Origin of the sequence: Streptomyces niphimycinicus, from assembly GCF_018883605.1 — a bacterium.
GTDB classification, from domain to species: Bacteria; Actinomycetota; Actinomycetes; order Streptomycetales; family Streptomycetaceae; genus Streptomyces; species Streptomyces niphimycinicus.
The window spans coordinates 18,411-38,603 of record NZ_JAHLEM010000025.1; the positions used below are offsets into that span (position 1 = coordinate 18,411).

Genomic DNA, 20,193 nt, shown 5'->3' on the forward strand with positions numbered 1-20,193 from the left:
CGGGAGCAAGCAGGAAGCAGGAACCGTGTAGCCAGTTAGGCGAACGGCCACTCGTTCAGGCGCTCAGCCCGCCGTCGACGACGATCTCGGTGCCCGTGAGGAACGAGGCGTGGTCGGACAGCAAGAACAGGGTGGCCGGCACGACCTCGGCCGGGGCGCCGATACGGCCCAGCGGAGTGTTCGCGACGATGCCGGTATTGACCTCGAAGCCGTTCGCAGCGGCCATGGGCGTGTCGATGAGTCCTGGCAGCACGGTGTTGACCCGGATGTCGGGGGCCAACTCGGCGGCGAGCGCCCTGCTCAGCCCACGTACCGCCCACTTGGTCGCCGTATACGCCACGGCGCCGGCCCGGCCGCACAATCCGGCAGTCGAGGAGATGTTCACGATCGAGCCCCGCCTGGCCCGGCGCATCGACGGCACGACAGCGCGTGCGGCAAGCATCGGCGCCAACTGGTTGACCCGGTACAGCAGGTCGATTTCTCGTGGGTCGGTCGTGGCGATGTCGCCGACCCGGAACACTCCCGCATTGTTCACCAGGGCTGTGATCTCGCCGAGGTCGCGGGTCGTGTCCTGGACGAGTCGATCCCACATCCGCGGGTCGGACACGTCGCCGACGATGGCCGTCCCGTCACATAGCTCTGCCGCTTCATACACGTGCTCATCGCGGTCGACCAACACGACTCGCGCGCCTTGGCTCGCGAGCGCGCGGGCGGTCAGCAGGCCCTGTCCCGAGGCGGCTCCGGTGACGACTGCGACGGCCCCTCGAGGCCGGGCCATGCCTGCGCATTGTCATTCATCATGTCGCCCGGTACCCCCCGTCGACGTGCAGCACGGTGCCGGTTACGAAAGCGGCCTCGGGCGCGGCGAGGAATGCGATCGCCGATGCGACCTCGCCGGGAACCCCGCCGCGGCGCATCGGGGTGGCGTCGATATAGCTCTGGTTGAGTTCGCTCGGTTGCAGTGCGGTGAGCGGAGTGTCAATCCAGCCCGGTGCCACGGCGTTGACTCGCACACCGCGGTCGGCGTAGCTGACGGCGGCGTTGCGGGTCATGCCGACGACTGCGGCCTTGCTGGCGTGGTAGGCGGAGTTGCCGGCGACCGCGTGCGTCGCGAAGATCGACGCCACGTTGACGATCGCACCGCGACCGGCGTCCACCATCCCTGACAGAACGTGCTTCATACCCAGATAGGTCCCGCGTTGGTTCACATTGATGACGCGGTCCCACTCCTCGACGTCGAGTTCGTGGTACCACTGCGAACCGCCCCTACCGGCGTTGTTGACGAGGACATCCACCCGACCGTGCTCGGCTCGCACCTGATCGATCGTCCTGATCCAGTCCGCTTCCTCGGCCACGTTGAGCTCTCGGATGGTTGCGGAGGCGGTGAGGTCGGTGCCGATCACGACTGCCCCCTCCTGGGCCAGCCGGTCGGCGGTCGCCTGCCCGATGCCGCTTGCGGCGCCGGTGACGATGGCGACCATCCCCTCGAATCGGTTCATTGCGCGACTCCACAGTGTTCGATCGCTGTCACAGCCATGACCTTCGCGACTCCGATGAGGGAGTCGATGTCCACCCATTCATCGACCCCGTGTGCGTCAGCGCCGCAGGGGCCGAATATCACCGGGTCTGCACCCTCGTAGAACGCGCCGTCGCAGACCGCGGGAAATCCGGTGACCCGGCCCGGGAGCCCGTGGCGGGCACTCTGCCGGAGGATGCTGCGGACCAGGGGGCCGTCCGGATCAGTGTTGAACTCCGGGAAATGAAGTCCGTACAGGTCCCACTGGACCCGCGGCGGATGCTCGCGCAGCCAAGGATCCATCATGGCCCAGTGGTGTACGAAGTCCTCGAATTCCCGCCGTACCTGCTCGGAGGTCTCGGTGGGCAGGTACTTCAGGTCGAAGTCGATCGTGGCAACATCCGGAGTGGTGGCCGGGTTGGTGACCGATGTGGGCAGACCGTTGGGTCCCATGCCGACCCCGGCGTGCACCACGCTGGGGCTGATCGTGGTGATGCCTGGCGGGAGCAGGGGATGGAACTTGCGCTTGCCCCAGGACCGCTCCAGGTGGGCGATCGCATCGATGAAGCGAGTGGCGAGTTCGGCGGCGTTCACGCCGGGTCGGGTGCGGTCCGGGCCCTGGGGCTGCGGGTAGATGTCGTTGTAGCGCCACCCCGCGTGCGCACTGAGTCCGCGCAGTGTGACCCGTACCCACTCCAGCCCGGGCTGACAGACCATCACATCGGTCTGGGTCGGTTCAGCCACGATGACCGCGGTCGTTCGCGGCACGCCCTGAAGCAACGCGCGGGTCCCGAATCCGCCGGCTTCCTCGTCGACGACGCTGTGGATTTCCAAGCGGCCGGCGAGCTCGATGCCACAGGCGGCCAGCGCACGGACCGCACCGATGGCCGCGCCGAGCCCTCCCTTCATGTCGTAGCTGCCGCGGCCGTAGATCCGTCCGTCGCGTACCGCTGCCTCAAATGGCCCGGTGGTCCAGGCGTCTACATCGCCGCTTGGGACAACGTCGATGTGCCCATTGATTGCCAGGCTGTTCCCATCCTCGCCGTCCAGCCGTCCGACGACATTGGGCCGGTTGGGGAAGGCTTCCGCGGTGGAGACGGCCATGTTGGCGTCGGCCAGCAGGTTTCCGACGAGCTGCTGGCATTGGTCCTCGCGGTTGAGGTCCTCGTCCCGTTCGAACTTCGGGTTCACGGTCGGTATGCGCACCAGGTCGCGCACGATTCCGACGAGCCAGTCGCGATCTCCCTCGATCTGCTCGATGACCTGGTTGATCGTCCGTTCCGACGTCATATTGCCTCCTTCATTTCTTCGATTTCCCGCAGGGGCATCAGGCGGGCGGTGACGGCGTATCCGATTGCGGACAGGAGTGCGGTGGCCGCGACCGGAATCGTCCAGTCGGGCAGCACGAGGTAGATCCCGAGACCGATGACGATCCAGACGAGCGCCAGGACGTTGACGCCGCCGACGTAGCGGTAGGGGCCCTGCGGATCGAAGAGCGCCGGAACGTCGATCTTGCCGCGCTTGAGAACCAGGTAGTCGGCAACGATCACGCCGGCGACGGGACCGAACACGCTCCCGATGGCGCCGAAGGCTTCGTTGACGTCGTTGACGACCGCGGGCATGGCCGCCAGGAGGGTGCCGACCACTGCGATGGCGAGGGTCGACCAGAAACGGCCGAGGCGTGTTGCCAGGTTCGCCAGCGACAGGCCCCCCGTGTACAGATTCAAAACGTTGATCGTCCAGTTGTCGAGGACGAGCACGATGAGCACCATCAGCAGGGTCCACGTACCGGCCCCGAGCTTCGGGATGATCTCGAAAGGATTGCTCTCCTTGCCGAGCGTGGCTGCGGCGGCGTATGCGCCGAAGAATCCGGCGCCCGCGGTGCCGATGACAGCCGCCGCCATGGTGCCGATCCACATGTGCTTGCGGGAGCGGGTATAGCGGCAGTAGTCGGCGGCGTCGGTGACCTGGCTGAACCATCCGGCGGCGATGGTGTTCACCCAGACCGCGACAACTGGCCACTCCCAGCCGACCTTGCCCTGGTAGGAAAAAACCTCGCCCGGGGAGAAGCCGGGAGCATCATGCCGAGCCATGACGACCAGCAGGTAGCCGAGGATGACGACCTTCAATGGGAAGGCTATCTTCGACAGCCACTTGAGAGAGTTGTAGCCAAACAGCGCGACGATGGCCTGGAACACCGCGAATACGACGCTCACCAGGATCAACGACAAGTCGACGCCGCAAAGCTGAGCCAGTACCGCTTTGATGCCCAGTGCGCCCGCCAGTGTCTGGAAGGCGAAGAAGAAGGCCGATGAGACCGCGCGCAGCGCCGAGAGGATCCAGCGTGACAGGGAAATGCCGAGGAAGGCACGCGTCGATACGATGCCGGGCAGTCCGTAATCAACTCCGACCGTGCCCATGATGGTGTAGGCCACGAAGGTGATCACGATGGCGAAGACCTGCGCGAAAACGGCGGCCCAGAATGAGAGGCCGGCGACGACGGAGAGCCCGCCGATGAGGATCAGTCCTGGGTTGAGCAGGACGTTGATGAGGATCTGAAACAGATCCCACCAGCCGACGGTCCTTTGCTCGAGCGGCACCGGCTCGACACCGTGCTGTTCGACACCGCGCGGCTGGCGAACCGCGTCGACCTGGTCGTCCGGGGTAGGTCCGGTCGTATCGTCAACGGGCTCTTTCAGGGGATTTTTCGAGTTCATGGAAACTCCTCATGACGCCTGAGACGGACAGTGAGAGTTGGCCCACCAGAGCGAAACGATGTCCGCCGAAAGGCGCCTGCCGTCGGGCCGGGGACGAGGTGTATGGGTTGCTGTGCGCTTTCTCAGCCCGATGCCGCTGCCGAGAGATAGCCGGCGAGCATGGCCATTGCCACGTCGTGCACCGCCTGGTCAGGGGGCAGGAATGTCGCACCGTGCAGGCGTGCGTGGACGCCCGCCTCGACTCCTACGAACATCATCAGGCCGGGGACTTCTTCGGACAGGAAGGAGAAGTCGTCGGATCCGAAGGAGAGCAGAGGCTTGGCCGGGGTCAGGCCAAGTTCTGTAACAAGGCCCAGGGTGCGGTCGGCGATGGCGGGATCATTGTGCAGTACGGGTTCTCCGCGCTCGATCGTGATCTCGGCTCGGCATCCGTGGGCTTGCGCCACGTGCTTCGCGACTTCCGAGAGCCGTTGGTGGAGGTGGTTCTGCGTGGTCCGTGACATGGTGCGCAGCGTTCCCGTGGCGACCGCGCGGTCGGGCACCACGTTGGGGGCGGTGCCGGCGGCGAGGGTGCAGACGCTGACGATGGCCCCTTCGACGGGGTCGATACCCCGGCTGACGAGGTGTTGGAGGTCCACGACGATGCTGGCGAGCGCCAGGACGGGGTCGCGGGTCAGGTGCGGGTAGGCGGCGTGTCCGCCGGCCCCTGTGACGGTGACGGAGAACTCGTCGGCAGCGGCGTTCACCGGGCCCGGGGTGGCGGCCACCACGCCGCCGCGCAGCGTGGGCTGAACGTGGGCTCCGATGACGGAGGTGACTTCGTGCCGTCGCAAGATTCCGGACCGGGCGATGTCCTGGCCTCCTGAGGGGTAGCTCTCCTCCCTCGGCTGGAGCACCGCGAGCAGTGGCGGCAGACCGGGCGTGCGTGCGACCGCACGTGCGAGGGCGACGAGTGCGGCCATGTGGACGTCGTGCCCGCACGCATGCATGCGGCCGGCCCGTGCCGAGGCCCATGGGACGCCTGTCTCTTCGGTGACGGCCAAGGCGTCCAGTTCCGCCCTGACCGCGATGGCCGGGCCCGGCCCGCCCACCCGGATCACGGCGCCCGTCTCCGCTGCGTGTTCCGCGTTGTCGCGAGATATGCGGCCGGCGCCGTCCGCCGTCATTGCGGACAGGACGAGATCGCGTGTGGATGCCTCCTGACCTGTGAGGTCCGGAGCCGCATGAAGGCTGCGGCGCAGGTTGGTGGCAGCGGGCAGTTCGTCGAGCAGGGCGCTTGCCAGGTCGGCCAGGCGGGTGGTGTCGGGCGTGGACCGTGCCGCTATCGCGTGGGTCGGTTCGGCGCCGCTCATCGGCCCTCCCGGATGGTCTCGAGGGCGGTATCGGTCTTGTTCACGTTGGTCATGCTCTTTCGTTCAGAGGTGGGGTACGGTCGGCCGCTCGTCGTCGGTGAAGATGTCGACTTCGATGCGGCCGTAGGTGGCGACCCGTCGCCGGCCCGCTCGACGACTGCGGCGATGAGCGTCTCCACGACGGCGACCGCCGGGGTGCCCCCGCTTGCGGACAGGGCCGGGCAGCCGACGACGCCGACTGAGGTGCCGACTCAGGCGAGCCGGTACACGCGCTCGGCGTTGGACCGGCCGATCAGTGTGGCCACGCGCACCGCGTCGGCCGTCGACCATTCGCCGGCGTGCACCCAACGTGAGAGCGCTGCCGCCATGCCCTTACGCCACAGCAGGGCTCCCAGATAGTGGAGCTCGGGCGGCCCCCACGCGTCCGAGGAATAGAGGATCTTGGTGAAGGGAGCCAGCTCCAGGCTCTCCGCCACCACGCCGGGTGATGCGGCACCGGTGTGGTTCACCGCGAGGCCGACGTCGAGGTACACGTGCGGGAACACCTGGGCGAGGAAACCAGCGTTGCGGTGAAAGGGGTAGCAGTGCAGCAGCATCACGGCGGCGCCCGTGGGCTCGACCGCCTTGATCCACGGCGCCAGCAGCAGCGGGTCGCAGCGGTGAAGCTCCAGGTCGGCGTCCCCGTAGCCGGTGTGGAGCTGGAGGGGCAGTCCGGTGTCGGCGCCTTCCCACAGCAGCATGCGCAGCAGTACGGGGTCACTGACGCGGGCAGGTGCACCCGTCTCCAGTTCGGCCAGCCAGCGCGCCGCGGCCTCCTGCACCTCGCGCGGTGACGGCCGGTCCGGGCCGATGTCGAAGCCGTACCGGTAGGCGACGATCGACTTCAGACCTCGGATGTGCGGCACCGCGTCGGTGAGCGCTTGGCGGAAGTCCGTCATCAGTGTCTGCGCGGTCGCGCCGGCGGCGACGGACTCCAGCAGGCTCTCCAGACGGAGAATCTCGGATACCTGTTCGTCACGTCCGCCGGACAGCCGGTCCAGCGGCAGCAGGAGGTCACCCTTGAAGCCGGTGTCCACGAGCCAGTGGTCGACGCCCGCCGCCCGGAGGAAGGCGTCTGCCACCTCTTCCTCCGGCCGTGCTGTCCGGGCGGCCCAGTAGTCGTCGGCCGGGGCGTGGGCGTCGAGGCCGAGCAGGGGTGCGCAGTGGGCGCGGATGGCGAAGCCGAGCTGGGAGTCGAACTGCGTCGTGCCTGCGGGGCCGGGACGGTCGGCCTCGGTGATGAGGAGTTCGAACGTGGCCCGGTCGGGCGTGGCGGCCAGGGTGGAATGGACGTGGTGATCGACGAGCCGCATCTGCGCCAGCTCGTCTGCCAGGTCAGTGGACACGGGAGACCTCCTCGCACAGTGCGCCGGCGTCGAGGTTGTGGACATGCTCGATCTCGGCGCGCTTGACGGATGTGAACGTGTCCAGCAGGTGGGGGTGGAACCAGTCGGCGACGATGGTGTCCTTCTCCAGCTCAGCGAGGGCCTCGGTGAGGGTGCCGGGCAGGGCGGGCACGCCGGCGAGGTCTTCCGGCGTCGCGCCTTCGGGCCACGGGTGCGGGCTGTCATAAGTCTCCGTGATGCCCCGCAGGCCGGCGCGGATGAGTACGCCGAGCGTGAGCCAGGCGTTGGCGGTGGCGTCCGCGGCACGGTACTCGAGGTTGTACTGCTCGGCCGTCTGGCCTCCGCCGAGGGTGCTGGTGGGGCAGATCCTCACGAGGGCCTCGCGGTTGCGCTCGCCGAGGAAGATTCCTCCGGCGCTCCACCGGTGGGGTTGCAGGCGCAGGAACGAGGCCGGGCTGGCGGCGGTGACGGCCGACAGGGCTGGTGCGTGGTTGAGGATTCCGGCCGCGAAGCGGCTCCCGAGTTCGGAGAGTCCTCCCGGACGGGCAGGGTCGTACAGGGCGGGCCGGCCGTCCGCGTCGCGCAGGGAGAGGTGGACGTGGACGCCGTTGCCGCTGCCGTCGGGGTCGGGCAGGGGGGCGAAGGAGACCTGGCGGCCGTGGCGCCGGGCGAGGTCGCGCACCACCTCCTTGAGCAGGATGGCGCGGTCCGCGGCCTGAAGGGCGTCCGTGGGACACAGCGTGATCTCGAACTGGTCGGCTCCGTACTCCGGCAGCCAGTTCTCCGGCTCCAGGCCCAGTTCCTCGAGTTCCAGGAGCAGTTGGCTGCCGAACGGCTCAGCGCTGCGGTATCGCTCGAACGAGAACGGCGCAGTGGGCCGCAGTCCGCCCAGAGTGAACTCGTGTTCGAATGAGGCGATGACGTCCAGGCCGGTGGCCTGCTTGAAGTCGTCCAGTGCGAGACGGGCGAAGAACCTCGGACAGCACTCCCACGGGCGTCCGTCGGGGTGCACCTGCTCGGCGAGGTGGAGGCTGGTGCCCGGCAGGCCGCCCGAGGCGCTCATCTGCACGCGGGCGGAGGGAACGGGCAGGAGTCGCAGGTCCCCGACGGAGCCGAATACGTTCGGCGCGATCTCTCCGAAGGAGGTGATGGCGAGGTCTGCGGGCACCCAGCCGACACCCCGGCGCAGCACCGCCGCTTCCTCCCTGGCGGGTACGGCTCGTCCGCGGGTGACGGCGGCGAGATCGCTGGTGGCGATGAACAGCGGGGGCGATGCGGTCATGTTCCAGCCTCTGCAAGTCGTGTATGAGCCGAACGGCTGAACATGAGTGATACATGCGTTACATCTGACGGTCAATGGGCAGCGCTGAAATTTCCATTACAGAACTGCGGCGAACGCCTCACTTCACGGACCGGATGTCGCGGTGTTAGCGTAATGAATGTTTCATCGAACGGTTGAGCCATGCGCTCCCCGTCTCAGTCCGACGGAAGCTCCTGATCCCCCGGCTAATCGTCGAGCGAGACGGACTCGATGAGCGTCAGCCGTGCGCGGCCGCCATCACCCAGAGCGCCCGCCACTCCTGCCACCAGGCTCTCGGTGACGGCCATCGCCGCCACCAGCGAGTCGAACGGAGACGCTGACTGCACCCGGCAGGGCAATACCACCTTGGAGACCTTGGCGATCGGCGAGAGCCAGTTGTCCGTCATCAGGGCGACCGTCGCGCCCCGCCTGCTCACCGCTTGAGCGAAATGGAGGTTGGCATCGGTGTAGCGCCGGTAGTCGAACAGCACGAAGACGGACTGCGTACCGGCATCCGCCACGGCCACCAGACGCTCGGCCTCGTCTTCACCGATCATGCGGACACCGGCACGCAGCAGCCGCAGATGAAGAAGGAGGTAGTCGGCCAGCACATGGCTGAAACGCCCGCCGACCAGGCATACCGCGCGGCTGGTGTCGCTCAGCAGGTCCACCAGGGCCCTGAACTCCGACTCGGGGATCCCGTCGTAGGATGCGTCGATCATGTCGACAAAGGTCTGCCGGGTCTCGCGCAGGATGCCCTGCGGGTAGGCCGGAGGCTTCTCCTCGTACTGGACCAGGGGCGATCCGCCCTCGCTGTGCAGTTCGTGCAGCAAGACGCGCTGGAGACCGGGAAAACCCTCGAAACCGAGCCGGGTAGCGAAACGGATCACCGTCGGGGCGCTCACGTCGGCGGCGGCCGCCAGTTCGGCGGCCGTGGTGAGGCCGGCGGTCGGGTACTGCGCCAGGAGGGCCCGCGCCACTTTCCGCTCGCCAGGTGTCAGCCCGTCCATCTTGCCGAGCAGCAACTTGCGAACGGAGGCGAACTCGCCAGGAACCCCACTCATAGGCAGAGCCTACCGCTCCGCTCCTTCTTCCTTGATCCCCTCCCCTCCTCGTCCCGCCCCGTACCGCCCAACGAAGGAACCAAGCCCAGTGACCATCCCGGCAACCACGCCCGCCCCCGCCACGGACGTGCACATAGCCCGCACCGAGCGGTTCGCCGCCCACAACTACCACCCGCTGCCCGTGGTCCTCTCCTCCGGTGACGGCGCCTGGGTGACCGACATCGAAGGTCGCCGCTACCTCGACTGCCTGGCCGGCTACTCGGCCCTCAACTTCGGCCACCGCAACCCCCGCCTCCTGCGCCGGGCCACCGAGCAACTCAACCGCCTCACCCTGACCAGCCGAGCCTTCTACAACGACCAACTCGGCGGCTTCGCCGAGGCGTTGGCCGGTCTGTGCCACAAGGACCTGGTGCTGCCGATGAACAGCGGCGCCGAAGCCGTCGAAACGGCCATCAAGGTGAGCCGGAAGTGGGGATACGAGGTCAAGGGCATCCCCGCCGACTCCGCGCGCATCATCACCATGCACGGCAACTTCCACGGCCGGACCACCACCATCGTGAGCTTCTCCGACGACGACACGGCGACCGGAGGCTTCGGTCCCTTCGCGCCGGGCTTCGTCTCCGTCCCTTACGGAGACATCGAGGCCATCCAGCAGGTGATCAGCCCGAACACCGTGGCCGTGCTGTTCGAACCGATCCAGGGAGAGGGCGGAGTGGTGATCCCACCTCCGGGATTCCTTTCCCGACTCCGGGAGGTGTGCACGCGCAACAACATCCTCATGGTCGCCGACGAGATCCAGTCGGGCCTCGCCCGCACAGGGAAGACGTTCGCCTGCGACCACGAAGGCGTAGTCCCGGACATCTACATCCTCGGCAAGGCCCTCGGCGGCGGGATCCTCCCCGTCTCCGCCGTGGTCGCCGACAGCGACATCCTCGGCGTGGTCACGCCCGGAACCCACGGGTCCACCTTCGGGGGCAACCCACTGGCCTCGGCCGTCGGAGCTGAAGTCGTGGCCATGCTCCAGACCGGCGAGTACCAGGCCCGCGCGCATGAGTTCGGAGAGCGACTGCGCGCCGGACTCGGCGGGCTCATCGGCTCGGGCCTGTCGGAAGTCCGCGTCCGCGGCCTGTGGGCCGGAGTGGACATCGCCCCGGGCCACATGACCGGCCGCGATGCCTGCGCCGGACTCCTCGCCCGCGGCGTGCTGGCCAAGGACACACACGGCTCGACCGTGCGCTTCGCCCCTCCGCTCGTCGCGTCCGAGGCCGACATCGACCTTCTCGTCAACGCGGTCGGAGAGGTCGTGCGCAACGGCTGAACCGTAGGCGGCTACCAGGGTCCTTCTGTCGGATCTCCGCCAGAAGGACCGCGTCGGCGAAGGACCGCCCTCCGTCCCGCCCGCAGAGATCGCTGGTGGCGATGAACACGGAGTCTGCGGTCAATAGAAGGATGCGCGGCCAACATTTTTTCGTGAAGCATATGCTTCACCAGCCGCTGTTCACGGTGCTAGCGTAATGAACACTTCACCGTGGACGACGGGAGGAGTAGGCGCAGAGCGCTCTCGCCCCAGCCCGGCGCGAGGCCCGGTCTGCTGACCAGTCGTGGAGCGAAACAGACTCGACGAACATCAGCCGTGTGCGGCCGCTCTTCACCCAGAGTGCCCGCCACGCCCGCCACGCCCGCCACGCCCGCCACGCCCGCCACGCCCGCCACGAGACTCTCGGTGACGGCTGCAACAGCCGCAGAGGAAGACCATTCTCAAGACTGGGCCGCCGCGTCTCCGGGGCCGGCAGTCGACCACATCCGTGTACATCCTGACGCGATCAAAGCCACCCCCGGACAGGCCCTAGTCGCAACCGTCGCCTTTCGGCGGTTTTCCGACAACCGAAGACGGAGCCGGGAACGGGAGCCGGGCGTCCGCCAATCACCAAAGGGCAGCACATGACCAGCACAGAGAACGTGAACCACACCGGCAAGACCAGACGCGACCTGCCGATTTGGGTTGCAGGGGCACTCTCGCTCGGCACGGTCGGCCCCACCCTGGCGATGTCCGGCAATGGGCAGGGCTTGGTCGCCTCGGTCGGGAAGGCGGTGCCCCTGGTCTTCCTCATCGGACTGATCGGGGTATCCCTGGTCGGCTACAGCTTCGTTCGGCTGACCCGGCACCTGAATCAGGCGGGGTCCGCCTATGCCCTGGTCGGCCGGACACTGGGCCGGCGGACCGGCGTCTTCGCCGGCTTCGCCATGATCGGCGCCTACGTCGGGTTCTCCATCGGCTGTCTGGCGTTGACGGCATCGTTCGTGAACGCCTTCCTGGCGCAGATGCAGCCTGGCAGCCAAGAACCCTTCCAGGTGCCGTGGCTTGTCACGGTGCTGGTGCTCACGGCGGTCTCCTTGGCGTTTGCCGGTCGCGACGTCTCCTTCATCGCAAAGACACTGCTCGTCCTGGAAGGCATCGGCATCATTGCCATGCTGGTTCTCATCGGTGTCATTGTCGGCCACGGAGGAGCCCCCTCTACCGGCATGGACATGTCGGTCTTCACGTTCTCCGGTGGCCTCGGCGCGAACGCCGTGCTCGGCGGTGTCGTCGCCGCCTTTCTCTCGTGGGCCGGCTTCGAGGCATGTGCGTCGATGAGCGAAGAAACATCGGACCCGGGCCGCAACATCCCCCGCGCTCTGACCGGCACGCTGATCGCGACAGGCGTGGTCTTCGTCGTCGTGATGTTCGCGCAGACAATCGGCTTCGGAACCGACAAAGCGGGCCTCGAGGCATTCCGCACCTCGGACAACACCCTCGGAGACCTTGCGGACCGGTACATCGGTTCGGGGTTCGCTCTCGTGGTGGTCTTCACTGCGACGATCGCGGCGTTCGCTTGACACATGGCCACCGCCGCGACCGCCGGCCGCATCATGCAGACCCTCGCCCGGGACGGCGTCGGTCCGTCCTGGCTCGGCAAGATCCACGAGCGCACGGGCGGGCCCCGCCGGGCCATGTGGGCCGTGGTCGGCGTCGCCTTCCTCATGAACGTGGTGTGCTCGGTGACGGGCTGGCCCGACATGGGCACGGGCAATGGCGCGAACGACGCGTACTTCCTGTTCGCCATCGCCGGTTCGTTCTGCCTGATGGTCACCTACCTGGTAGTCGAAGTCGCCACACTCCACTTCGTCGGCTCTTCCCGCTTCGACCACATCCATGGCGGCCGCGGACGCGTACTCGGCGTCGTGCTGCCCACACTGGGCGCTGCGGTAATCCTGGTCGTCCTGTGGTTCAACGTACGGGACGCCGATTCGCCCGCCTCCGCTGCCATGCTCGGCGTCTACTGGTGTGCGGTCGGCGTCCTGGTCGGGCTGCTCGTCGGAAAGACTGACCGCACCGTCGATGGAGGGCTGGCAGAGGAGATCGGCGAAGCCCGGGTGGGAGAATCACGATGACCGCAACCCCACCCCAACACGCGGCAGAGGAAGACTCGTCCGCTGCCGCCACCATCACTGAGCGCGACGCTCAGGTCATCGCCGGCGTCCAGAAGCTGCGCTACTTCCCGTTGGAAGTGGCCACGGGCCGCGGCGCCATCCTGATCGAGCCCGGCGGCCGGGAGCTGATCGACCTCTCGGCGACCTGGACGGCCAGTGGGCTGGGGCATGGGCACCCGGCGGTGACCGAGGCGATCGTGGCCGCCGCGCAGGCCCCGCCGGGTGCGAGCATCCTCTCCGCCGTTCACGAGGAAGCGGTCGCGTTCGCCGAGGAGTTGCTGGCGCTCACCCCCGGGCCCGCAGATCGCCGCGTCTACCTCGGACACGCCGGTTCCGACGCGAACGACGCCGTGCTGAGGGCATGCCGGGCCCGGCGTGGCTTTCGCCGGATCATCGCCTTCGAGAACGGCTACCACGGCGGCACCGGAGTCGCCATGGGAGTGTCGGGTGTGCACATCGACGGCGGAGCCGTTCCGGACCCGTACGTGACGCTGGTGCCCTACCCGACCCCCTTCCATGCGGCGGACGGGGACGCTGCGGCCGACCTCGTCCGAAGCCTGAGCGCTGTCGAACAGGAGTTGAGCAAGGGCGACGTGGCCTGCCTCATCGTCGAGCCCCTGCTCGCCGACGGCGGGCTGGTTGTGCCGCCGGACGGTTTCCTGGCCGGGGTGAGCAATCTCTGCCGCCTCTACAACACTCCACTGGTCTGTGACGAAGTCAAGGTCGGACTCGGCAGAACAGGGATGCTGCACGCGTTTGAGCACGACGGGGTCACGCCCGACATCATGACGTTCGGCAAGTCTCTCGGGGCGGGTCTACCGCTGTCCGCGGCCGTGGGCCCCTCCGACTATCTCGACGAGCCGGTCGGCTCTTCTCTACTGACGACCGCCGGCAATCCCATTTGCGCCGCGGTCGGCCGGACCGTGCTGCGGATCTTGGTGGAGGAGCAGCTACCCGAGCGTGCGGCAGCGACAGGAGCGCGTTTCCTGGTGGGACTCGGAGAACAACTGGCCCGCTACGCCACCTTCCGCGGCGGCCATATCGGTGACCTCCGCGGGCGAGGGCTGGCGATCGGTGTCGAGATCACCAACCCGGGGACGCAGCAGCCGGACGCGTCGGCCGCGGCCGCGATCGCACGGCGGGCATGGGAGTTGGGCGTCGTTGTGTACGTGGTCGGCGGCAACGTTCTGGAGATCACCCCGCCGCTGGTGATCGACGACGCCCAGATCGACCGGGCCGTCGAGGTGCTTGCCCAGGCAGTGTCGGACGTGACGGGTGGAACCTAGTGTCCTGCGCCGCGTCGTGGCGACCTGTCCCCGAGTGCTGGACACCTCCTCCCCGGCCCTGGTTGGGCCCAGGTCTGGAGAACCATCTCGTCCGTCAGGCTCGTCCGCCGGGGAGGACTTGCCCGACCCGCCGGCGCCAGTGATGCCGATAGGTGCCCAGAGCGACTGACGCTCGTCATCGGCTGCGGCTGCGCGCCCGCGGGCGGCCATTTCATGCGGTGTCGATCCGAGCCGTCTTCTCGAGTGCCTTCCTCAAGCGGAAGTCTCACACCAGGCTTGCGTGATCTTCCGAGCCTGCTGTGTCAACGCTTCGCGCAGCGTGTCGGCGGCGTCGGAGACGGTGGAACGGAGCATGACGACGCTGATACGACGGGCCAGCGGTGGTCCGTCGACGGGACGGATGGCGAGGTCGAGGTCGGACTCGTGGCCGGTGAGCGCGAGCCGGGGGATCAGGGCGACCGCGGTCCCAGCCGCGACGAAGCCCTTGAGCATGCCGTAGTCGTCGGTGCGCATGACCCGGACGGGCTCGAAACCCTCCTGCGCACACGCCCAGCCGAGGGCGCGATCGCAGGGGTCCCAGTCACTGGTGCCCATGATCCAGCCCGCATCGCGCAATTGGCCCAGCGGGACGCGGTCCAGACCGGCGAGCGGGTGGTTGCCGGGCAGCGCCAGCAGCAGCGGATCGTCGAGCAGGTGGTGCAGTGCGAACTCCTCACCGAGGTCGAGGGGTTCACCCGGCTGGGAGTAGACCAGGGCGATCTGCACTCCGCCACCGCGCAGCGCCTTGACCAGGGTGGGCAGTTCCCCCTCGGCGAGCGAGACCCTGACCCCATCCGCGGCCAACTGCCGTACCGCGGGCGGGAGCAGCAGCGCCCCGGCGGTCGGGAAGGTGCCGACGTGCAGCGACTTCGCGCCGTGCTCGACCAGCGCGCGGACCTCCTGCTCAACCAGTCCCACGCGATCGAGCACCGCTTCCGCGTGGTGAAGCGCCAGCCTGCCGACTTCGGTGAGGTGGACGCCGCGCGGACCTCGGTGCACCAGCCGGGCGCCGAAGTGCGACTCGATCGCGGCAAGGTGGTGCGCGATGGTCGGCTGGCTGTAGTGCAGTGACCGTGCGGCGGCCGCGAGCGAGCCCTCGCGGGCGATCGCCCGCAGCACCTCGAACTGCCGCAGCTCCAGCACCGTTGATCGCCATACCTTCTATGGAGGATCGCTGAGGAATCCAGTATTCCTCTTCTTTTGGTCCGGTGCCAGTCTCGACCTGTGTTCACGCAGCTTCCCTCCCCCGCCCAGTCCTCCGCGCCCTACGCCGACGCCCTGACCACTCTCGCGCGGGCCCCGTAGCTGCGGCTGGACGTCCCCGGCCGCGCCACGGACCCGAACGCCTTCGCGCGGCTGAAGAGCGTCGATCAAGTCGATGGAGGGTCGCTCCCCGACATCGACGCGGAACTCACGGCACCAGCGCACGACTTGCTCGTGCTCCTTTTCACCCGTGACGCGGCCCCGGCCTTCTGGACGCGGTTGCGGTGGGGTGAGCGTGCCGAGACGGCAAAGATGGGTCCGCCAGAAGGGTGCCGGCGCTGCGTCCGTGTGCCGCTGCCATGCAAGGCAGCCTGATCTCCATCTGGGACGCTGCGCAGCCACATGGTGCGCCAGGACGGTACGCGCCGCGATTCGCTGTACTACAGCGTCCTCGCGGACGAGTGGCCATCCGTGCGCGACAAGCTGCTCACCCGGGTCGCGGCCAAAGCCACTGTCTGATCGTGCAGTTGTCCTCACGGCGCGAGGAGGACTCGCTTCCGCAAGAGAGCGAAGCCTGCACGGCCGAACATATGGCGCTTGAGTGCGCTCACCCTGGCGATCGGTGAGCATGATCGCGAAGGAGCGGCCATGCCGGCTGAGTGGTTCGAATTCGGGGCACTGGGAGCGGACGGTCTTGAGCTGGAGCTGTTCGGGCTCAGGACCTCTCCCCTGAGGTTTGTCCGGACGTACGGCAGGGGTGCTTTCGGTTACTGACCGGCCCCAGGGGTGATCAGAGCACGGTGGATACGGTCCATGGCAGTGGCGGCATCCACGGTGGCGGCTATCCGCACCGCAGGGCGTTGGTCGGGAATGCCCCCGTGGCCGGTGCTGAACTTCCGTTCGTCGATCAGTGTGGCGCCACGCGCATGTCCCGCGAGTTCGACAATGACCTGGCGCTCCTCGTATGTCGCCAAGGACTCATCAACCATGATGGCCGCAGCGAGTGGGTCGTGCAGGATACAGCCGACGGTGCCGTGAGCGTCACTGTAGAGGGCAACGTAGGTCCCGAGCACCGATGAGGCGAAGCGGGCCGCCGGGGCGACCGCATCCGCGATCCGCTTCAGCCAGGATGCGTCAGCCCATGCGTGTCCGGTCACGTCCAGCGGCACCACGATCAGGTCGAACCCCGCGCGCAGCACCTCCTCCGCTGCCTCCGGATCATGAACGGAGTTCGCCTCGGCCCAGGCACTGACATTGCCCGGGACGTGGAACGCACCTCCCATGAACACCACACGGCGCAGGAGTCGAGGGAGGTTGGGCTCCAGCCGAAGGGCGAGGACGATGTTGGTCAGCGGCGCCAGGGCGAGCAACGTCAGTTCTCCCGGTCGTTGCCTGGCCAGGCGCACTAGCTGCTCCGCTGCTGATTCCGCGCTGACCTCTCGCGGTGACGCAGGCCCCGCCCTGCCGCCCAGGCCATCCTCCCCGTGGACGAACTCCGCCGTCCGCAACGGCTGCTGAAGAGGAGCTGGATGCCCCACGGCAACCGGTACCTGATCCAGGCCGGCGACGTCGAGCACACGTAAGGCGTTGGCCGCCGCCACGGCAGTGGGCACATTGCCGTGCGCGGCTCCGACGGCGACGATCTCGACGTCCGGCTGGGCGGCCAGGAACAAGATGGCCCAGGTGTCATCCACCCCGGGGTCCGTGTCGATGACCACGGACAGACGGGTGGAAGTGGCAGGCGGCATGCGGGGCTCCTCTTATTCCCTTTTTGTCCTGTGGACCTGGCGGATACCGAGTCTTCACCCCCGCTACTGTTCCGTCATCCTGGCAACAGCGAAACCGTTTTCCCGGTCAACCCACCCCTTGTCCGGAGGCCAGGGCCGACCGCGAAGGCACCCACGGGGTGTCGGCCGGCCTCCGGAGCGGACGCACCGGACCCGGCCGGCCTGCGGGGCGGCCGAGCTCGGTCAGGACCGCCGGGTCCAGCCGATCGGACATCCGGGCCGGTCCCAGGAACCCGTACCGGGGCCGCCGCGGTGCGCGCGGCGGCCCCGGTACGGGCTCGGGCTCGGGCTCGGGCTCGCGGCAGCCCCGCCACCGCAGAGGTCGCCACCGTGGCCGTTCACTCAGCGGGACGCCAAGAGTCCGTACAGCAAAGGGATCCGCGGCTCCGGCAGCCGCCACCAGCCGGACGCGGCGCGCGTCATGTGTGGCCAGCGCGGCCAGGGCAGTTCAGGGCTCTCGCGCAACCGCCGGATGTCCAGACCCGCTCCGGTCAGGGCACTGACGACCTCGCCCAGCCCGTGCATCCACTCGTAGCTGTCGGTGGCGCCCTCGACGGCCGGGCCGTCGGTGTAGGTGTGTGTCGCGTCGCGGTGTACGGGGCCGCTGCCACCCAGGTAGTCATGCCTCAGCAGGAGTTCGGGTCCTTCCCCGGGGGCGGGCTTGGGGCCCAGCGAGTTGAGGAGCGGGTGGAACTCCGCGACGTACAAACGGCCGCCGGGACGCAGCAGTCCGGCGACGACACCGGCCCAGCGGTCCAGGTCGGGGAGGTAACACAGGGCGCCCTTGCCCGTGTAGACGACGTCGAACCGCCGTCCGCCGAGGGCCTCCACGGCGTCGTACACATTGGCCTGCACATATGTCACGTCCAAGCCCGCACGCGCCGCGATGCCGGTGGCCGCCGTCACAGACTCCGCGGAGAAGTCCAGGCCGACGGTCCGCGCCCCGCGCTGCGCGAAGGCGATCGTCTCCGTGCCGAGGTGGCACTGAAGGTGCAGCACGTCGCGGCCGGACACCTCGCCGAGGTCGTCCCACTCCCAGGGGGCGAACCAGCGGGACGGGTCCGGCTCCTCCTCGATCCCGTAGAACCGGCTGGCGAGGTGGACGGGGGTCCGGGCATCCCAGTTCGCCTGGTTGGCCTTCATCATCCGCTCGTACGCGTCGGTCATGGCCTCACTATGGCAGGCGTCCGCAAGGAGGCGGGGAAACCCCCGGGAAGCGTACCGACCCTGACGTCAACCCAACGATTGATCAACAACTGGGCAACAGTCGTTCCGCTTCGGTGGAGTTGGCGTCGTGCGGGATGTGAGGGTGCGACGTATGACTTCCCGATCCACCCCCCATGCCCTCGCCGTCTGTGCCGCCCTGGCGCTCGTACCGCTGGCCGGATGCGGTCCGGAGGGCGGCGATGCGTCCTCGAAGGGCGGGACGTCGGCCGCCGGGCAGCCCAGTGTTCCCACCGAGAGCCGGGCGCCGGACCGTGGCAAAGGGTCGAAGGACCCCGATGACCTCAACGGGGACGGCCACCGTGACCTGGTGGTGCCGCTCACCGCCAAGCGGGATACGAACACCGTCGACGGCAGCGACGAACGGGCCGGGGCGGTGTACGGCTCGGCCAAGGGGCTCGACCCCGCGACGCGCGCCGTGTACGGGCGCGGCGACCTGGGACTGCCCGAACCGGCGGCGAATCCCCCGGTGGACGCCGGACGGTCCGAATCCCTCTCCGAGAAGGACGTGGTCACCGCCGATCTGGACGGAGACGGGTTTTCGGACATCGTCTCGACCGTGACGGTGGGAGAGAGCGTGGAGGACGGCAACATCAGCGCGTCGCCGTCAGTCCCGCACGTGACCTGGGGCGGGCCCGGCGGGCCGGGGAAGGGCGCCAAAGCCACCCCGGTGCGGCTGCCGGAGAGCGCGTCCAAGCTGGGCGTGACCTCCGTGGTGCGCGGCGACTTCGACGGGGACGGTCACCACGACCTCGCGGGGTTCGCCCAGAACCAGTCCTCCATGGTGCTGCTGTACGGCCCGTTCACCCGGGGCGGCGAGCCCAAGCGCGCCGACACCTCCCTGCCGTGGACGGACGGGGACCTGGTCGCGGACGACATCGACCCCACCGGCAAGGCCCGTGCGACCTCTCTGCTGGTTCACGGCATCAGCGACGGTGAACAGGCCCCGAACACCCTCCACCTGGCCCGCCGCGGCACCGGCCCGTCCGTCGAGGGCCGGAAGCTGCGCGGCGGGAACGCCCACGCCTTCGGCGACTTCGACGGCGACGGGCAGCGCGATGTGGCCGTGGGGGACGACGGCAGCCGCAATGACGAGCCCGGTGAGGGGACGGAACCGGGGAACGTCGACGGAAAGCTGACCGTGTATCCGGGCAGCGGCGGCGCGCCGGTCGCACACGAGCTGCCCGAGGCGCCCAAGGGCGCGAGCACCCCCTACGGGCCCGGTCCCGTCGCGGCCGCCGACCCGGACGGCGACGGCCGCGACGGGATCCTGGTCGCCACGTACGAGGGGGCCACGCTCATCGACGGCGACAAGCGCACCCAGGTCACACGCCAGGGGCCCGAAGAGGCGGATGGTGCGAAGACACCGAAGAAGTGGCGGCACGCCCGGCCCGCGGGCGCCGCCGACTTCGACGGCGACGGCAAGGACGAACTGATCATGAACTGGGGGTCCGGCACCTCGTTCGGCCTCTACGGCGAGCAGCCCACACACTGGTGGATCACCGACGGCACCACCTCCCGGGACAAGACCTCCTTCATAACGGCGAAATTCGTGACCGATTAGCCGTCCGATCGATCATGTGACTCTGTCCCGTGCCCGGGTCGTTGTGCCGGGCATGGGACGGGGTGATCTGACGGGTGCCGGGATTGCGCCGTGAGGCGCTGTTGTTTCGAGCGGCGGACAGCAGCCCCGCGTCGTCATAGAAGCGCAGCGTGGTGGCGGGGATGCCGGTGCGCTCGGCAAGCTGGGAGATTCGCATCGTGCTCACGCCCCCGAACGTAAACCTTCGACCCGACTCGAAGGTCAAGCCCAGCAGGACAGCCGGTGCCCGCCGCGTCCGCCGTCGCG

General features: G+C 68.4%; 17 protein-coding genes. 5 read left to right on the forward strand and 12 right to left on the reverse strand.

Going from position 1 to position 20,193, the window contains the following annotated elements; translation table 11 throughout:
* Positions 1-55 precede the first annotated feature (55 nt).
* The 8 genes from KN815_RS03155 to KN815_RS03190 all read right to left on the reverse strand — a co-directional run bounded on the left by KN815_RS03155 (position 56) and on the right by KN815_RS03190 (position 9,334).
* Positions 56-778 (reverse strand): SDR family NAD(P)-dependent oxidoreductase, encoded by a 723-nt coding sequence (locus KN815_RS03155; RefSeq protein WP_216339939.1) that lies wholly within the window; start codon positions 776-778, stop codon positions 56-58.
* Between the two features lie 19 nt (positions 779-797).
* The gene (locus KN815_RS03160; RefSeq protein WP_216339941.1) at positions 798-1,499 is read right to left on the reverse strand and encodes an SDR family NAD(P)-dependent oxidoreductase; all 702 of its coding nucleotides are present in this window, start codon (positions 1,497-1,499) and stop codon (positions 798-800) included.
* Positions 1,496-2,806 carry a M20 family metallopeptidase gene (locus KN815_RS03165; protein WP_216339943.1) on the reverse strand — a complete coding sequence of 437 codons (1,311 nt, stop codon included), beginning with the start codon at positions 2,804-2,806 and terminating at the stop codon, positions 1,496-1,498. Before KN815_RS03165 ends, KN815_RS03160 begins: the two co-directional genes overlap by 4 nt.
* On the reverse strand, positions 2,803-4,233 hold the full coding sequence (locus KN815_RS03170; protein ID WP_216339944.1) for a purine-cytosine permease family protein: 1,431 nt from the start codon (positions 4,231-4,233) through the stop codon (positions 2,803-2,805). Before KN815_RS03170 ends, KN815_RS03165 begins: the two co-directional genes overlap by 4 nt.
* 122 nt (positions 4,234-4,355) lie before the next feature.
* Positions 4,356-5,585: a M20 metallopeptidase family protein gene (locus tag KN815_RS03175; RefSeq protein ID WP_216339946.1), complete on the reverse strand. Its 1,230-nt coding sequence runs from the start codon at positions 5,583-5,585 to the stop codon at positions 4,356-4,358.
* Between the two features lie 251 nt (positions 5,586-5,836).
* On the reverse strand, positions 5,837-6,970 hold the full coding sequence (locus KN815_RS03180) for an amidohydrolase family protein (protein ID WP_253208716.1): 1,134 nt from the start codon (positions 6,968-6,970) through the stop codon (positions 5,837-5,839).
* Positions 6,960-8,252 carry a type I glutamate--ammonia ligase gene (locus KN815_RS03185; protein WP_216339948.1) on the reverse strand — a complete coding sequence of 431 codons (1,293 nt, stop codon included), beginning with the start codon at positions 8,250-8,252 and terminating at the stop codon, positions 6,960-6,962. Before KN815_RS03185 ends, KN815_RS03180 begins: the two co-directional genes overlap by 11 nt.
* 224 nt (positions 8,253-8,476) lie before the next feature.
* The gene (locus KN815_RS03190) at positions 8,477-9,334 is read right to left on the reverse strand and encodes a MurR/RpiR family transcriptional regulator (protein ID WP_216339950.1); all 858 of its coding nucleotides are present in this window, start codon (positions 9,332-9,334) and stop codon (positions 8,477-8,479) included.
* An 88-nt stretch (positions 9,335-9,422) separates the two neighbouring features.
* Here KN815_RS03190 and rocD point away from each other — a divergent pair, with 88 nt between their 5' ends.
* From rocD to KN815_RS03210, 4 genes are all read left to right on the forward strand, one after another.
* Entirely contained in the window at positions 9,423-10,652 is a 1,230-nt protein-coding gene (gene rocD, locus KN815_RS03195; RefSeq protein WP_372458242.1) for an ornithine--oxo-acid transaminase, read from the forward strand.
* 623 nt (positions 10,653-11,275) lie between these two features.
* Positions 11,276-12,211 (forward strand): APC family permease, encoded by a 936-nt coding sequence (locus KN815_RS03200; RefSeq protein WP_216339952.1) that lies wholly within the window; start codon positions 11,276-11,278, stop codon positions 12,209-12,211.
* 3 nt (positions 12,212-12,214) lie between these two features.
* On the forward strand, positions 12,215-12,766 hold the full coding sequence (locus KN815_RS03205; RefSeq protein WP_216339954.1) for an APC family permease: 552 nt from the start codon (positions 12,215-12,217) through the stop codon (positions 12,764-12,766).
* The gene (locus KN815_RS03210; RefSeq protein ID WP_216339956.1) at positions 12,763-14,091 is read left to right on the forward strand and encodes an aspartate aminotransferase family protein; all 1,329 of its coding nucleotides are present in this window, start codon (positions 12,763-12,765) and stop codon (positions 14,089-14,091) included. The genes KN815_RS03205 and KN815_RS03210 overlap by 4 nt, the downstream gene beginning before the upstream one ends.
* A 252-nt stretch (positions 14,092-14,343) precedes the next feature.
* Here the strand turns inward: KN815_RS03210 and KN815_RS03215 are convergent, their stop codons facing one another.
* The 3 genes from KN815_RS03215 to KN815_RS03225 form a co-directional block, all read right to left on the reverse strand.
* The gene (locus KN815_RS03215; RefSeq protein WP_216339958.1) at positions 14,344-15,273 is read right to left on the reverse strand and encodes a LysR family transcriptional regulator; all 930 of its coding nucleotides are present in this window, start codon (positions 15,271-15,273) and stop codon (positions 14,344-14,346) included.
* Between the two features lie 827 nt (positions 15,274-16,100).
* Complete coding sequence (locus tag KN815_RS03220; RefSeq protein ID WP_216339959.1) at positions 16,101-17,081, reverse strand: nucleoside hydrolase; 981 nt, start codon at positions 17,079-17,081, stop codon at positions 16,101-16,103.
* A gap of 381 nt (positions 17,082-17,462) precedes the next feature.
* The gene (locus tag KN815_RS03225; protein WP_216339960.1) at positions 17,463-18,287 is read right to left on the reverse strand and encodes a class I SAM-dependent methyltransferase; all 825 of its coding nucleotides are present in this window, start codon (positions 18,285-18,287) and stop codon (positions 17,463-17,465) included.
* A 151-nt stretch (positions 18,288-18,438) separates the two neighbouring features.
* Here KN815_RS03225 and KN815_RS03230 point away from each other — a divergent pair, with 151 nt between their 5' ends.
* Complete coding sequence (locus KN815_RS03230) at positions 18,439-19,908, forward strand: FG-GAP-like repeat-containing protein (RefSeq protein WP_216339961.1); 1,470 nt, start codon at positions 18,439-18,441, stop codon at positions 19,906-19,908.
* Here the strand turns inward: KN815_RS03230 and KN815_RS51465 are convergent.
* Complete coding sequence (locus KN815_RS51465; protein ID WP_301184543.1) at positions 19,880-20,104, reverse strand: MerR family DNA-binding transcriptional regulator; 225 nt, start codon at positions 20,102-20,104, stop codon at positions 19,880-19,882. The genes KN815_RS03230 and KN815_RS51465 overlap by 29 nt on opposite strands.
* Between the last annotated feature and the right edge of the window lie 89 nt (positions 20,105-20,193).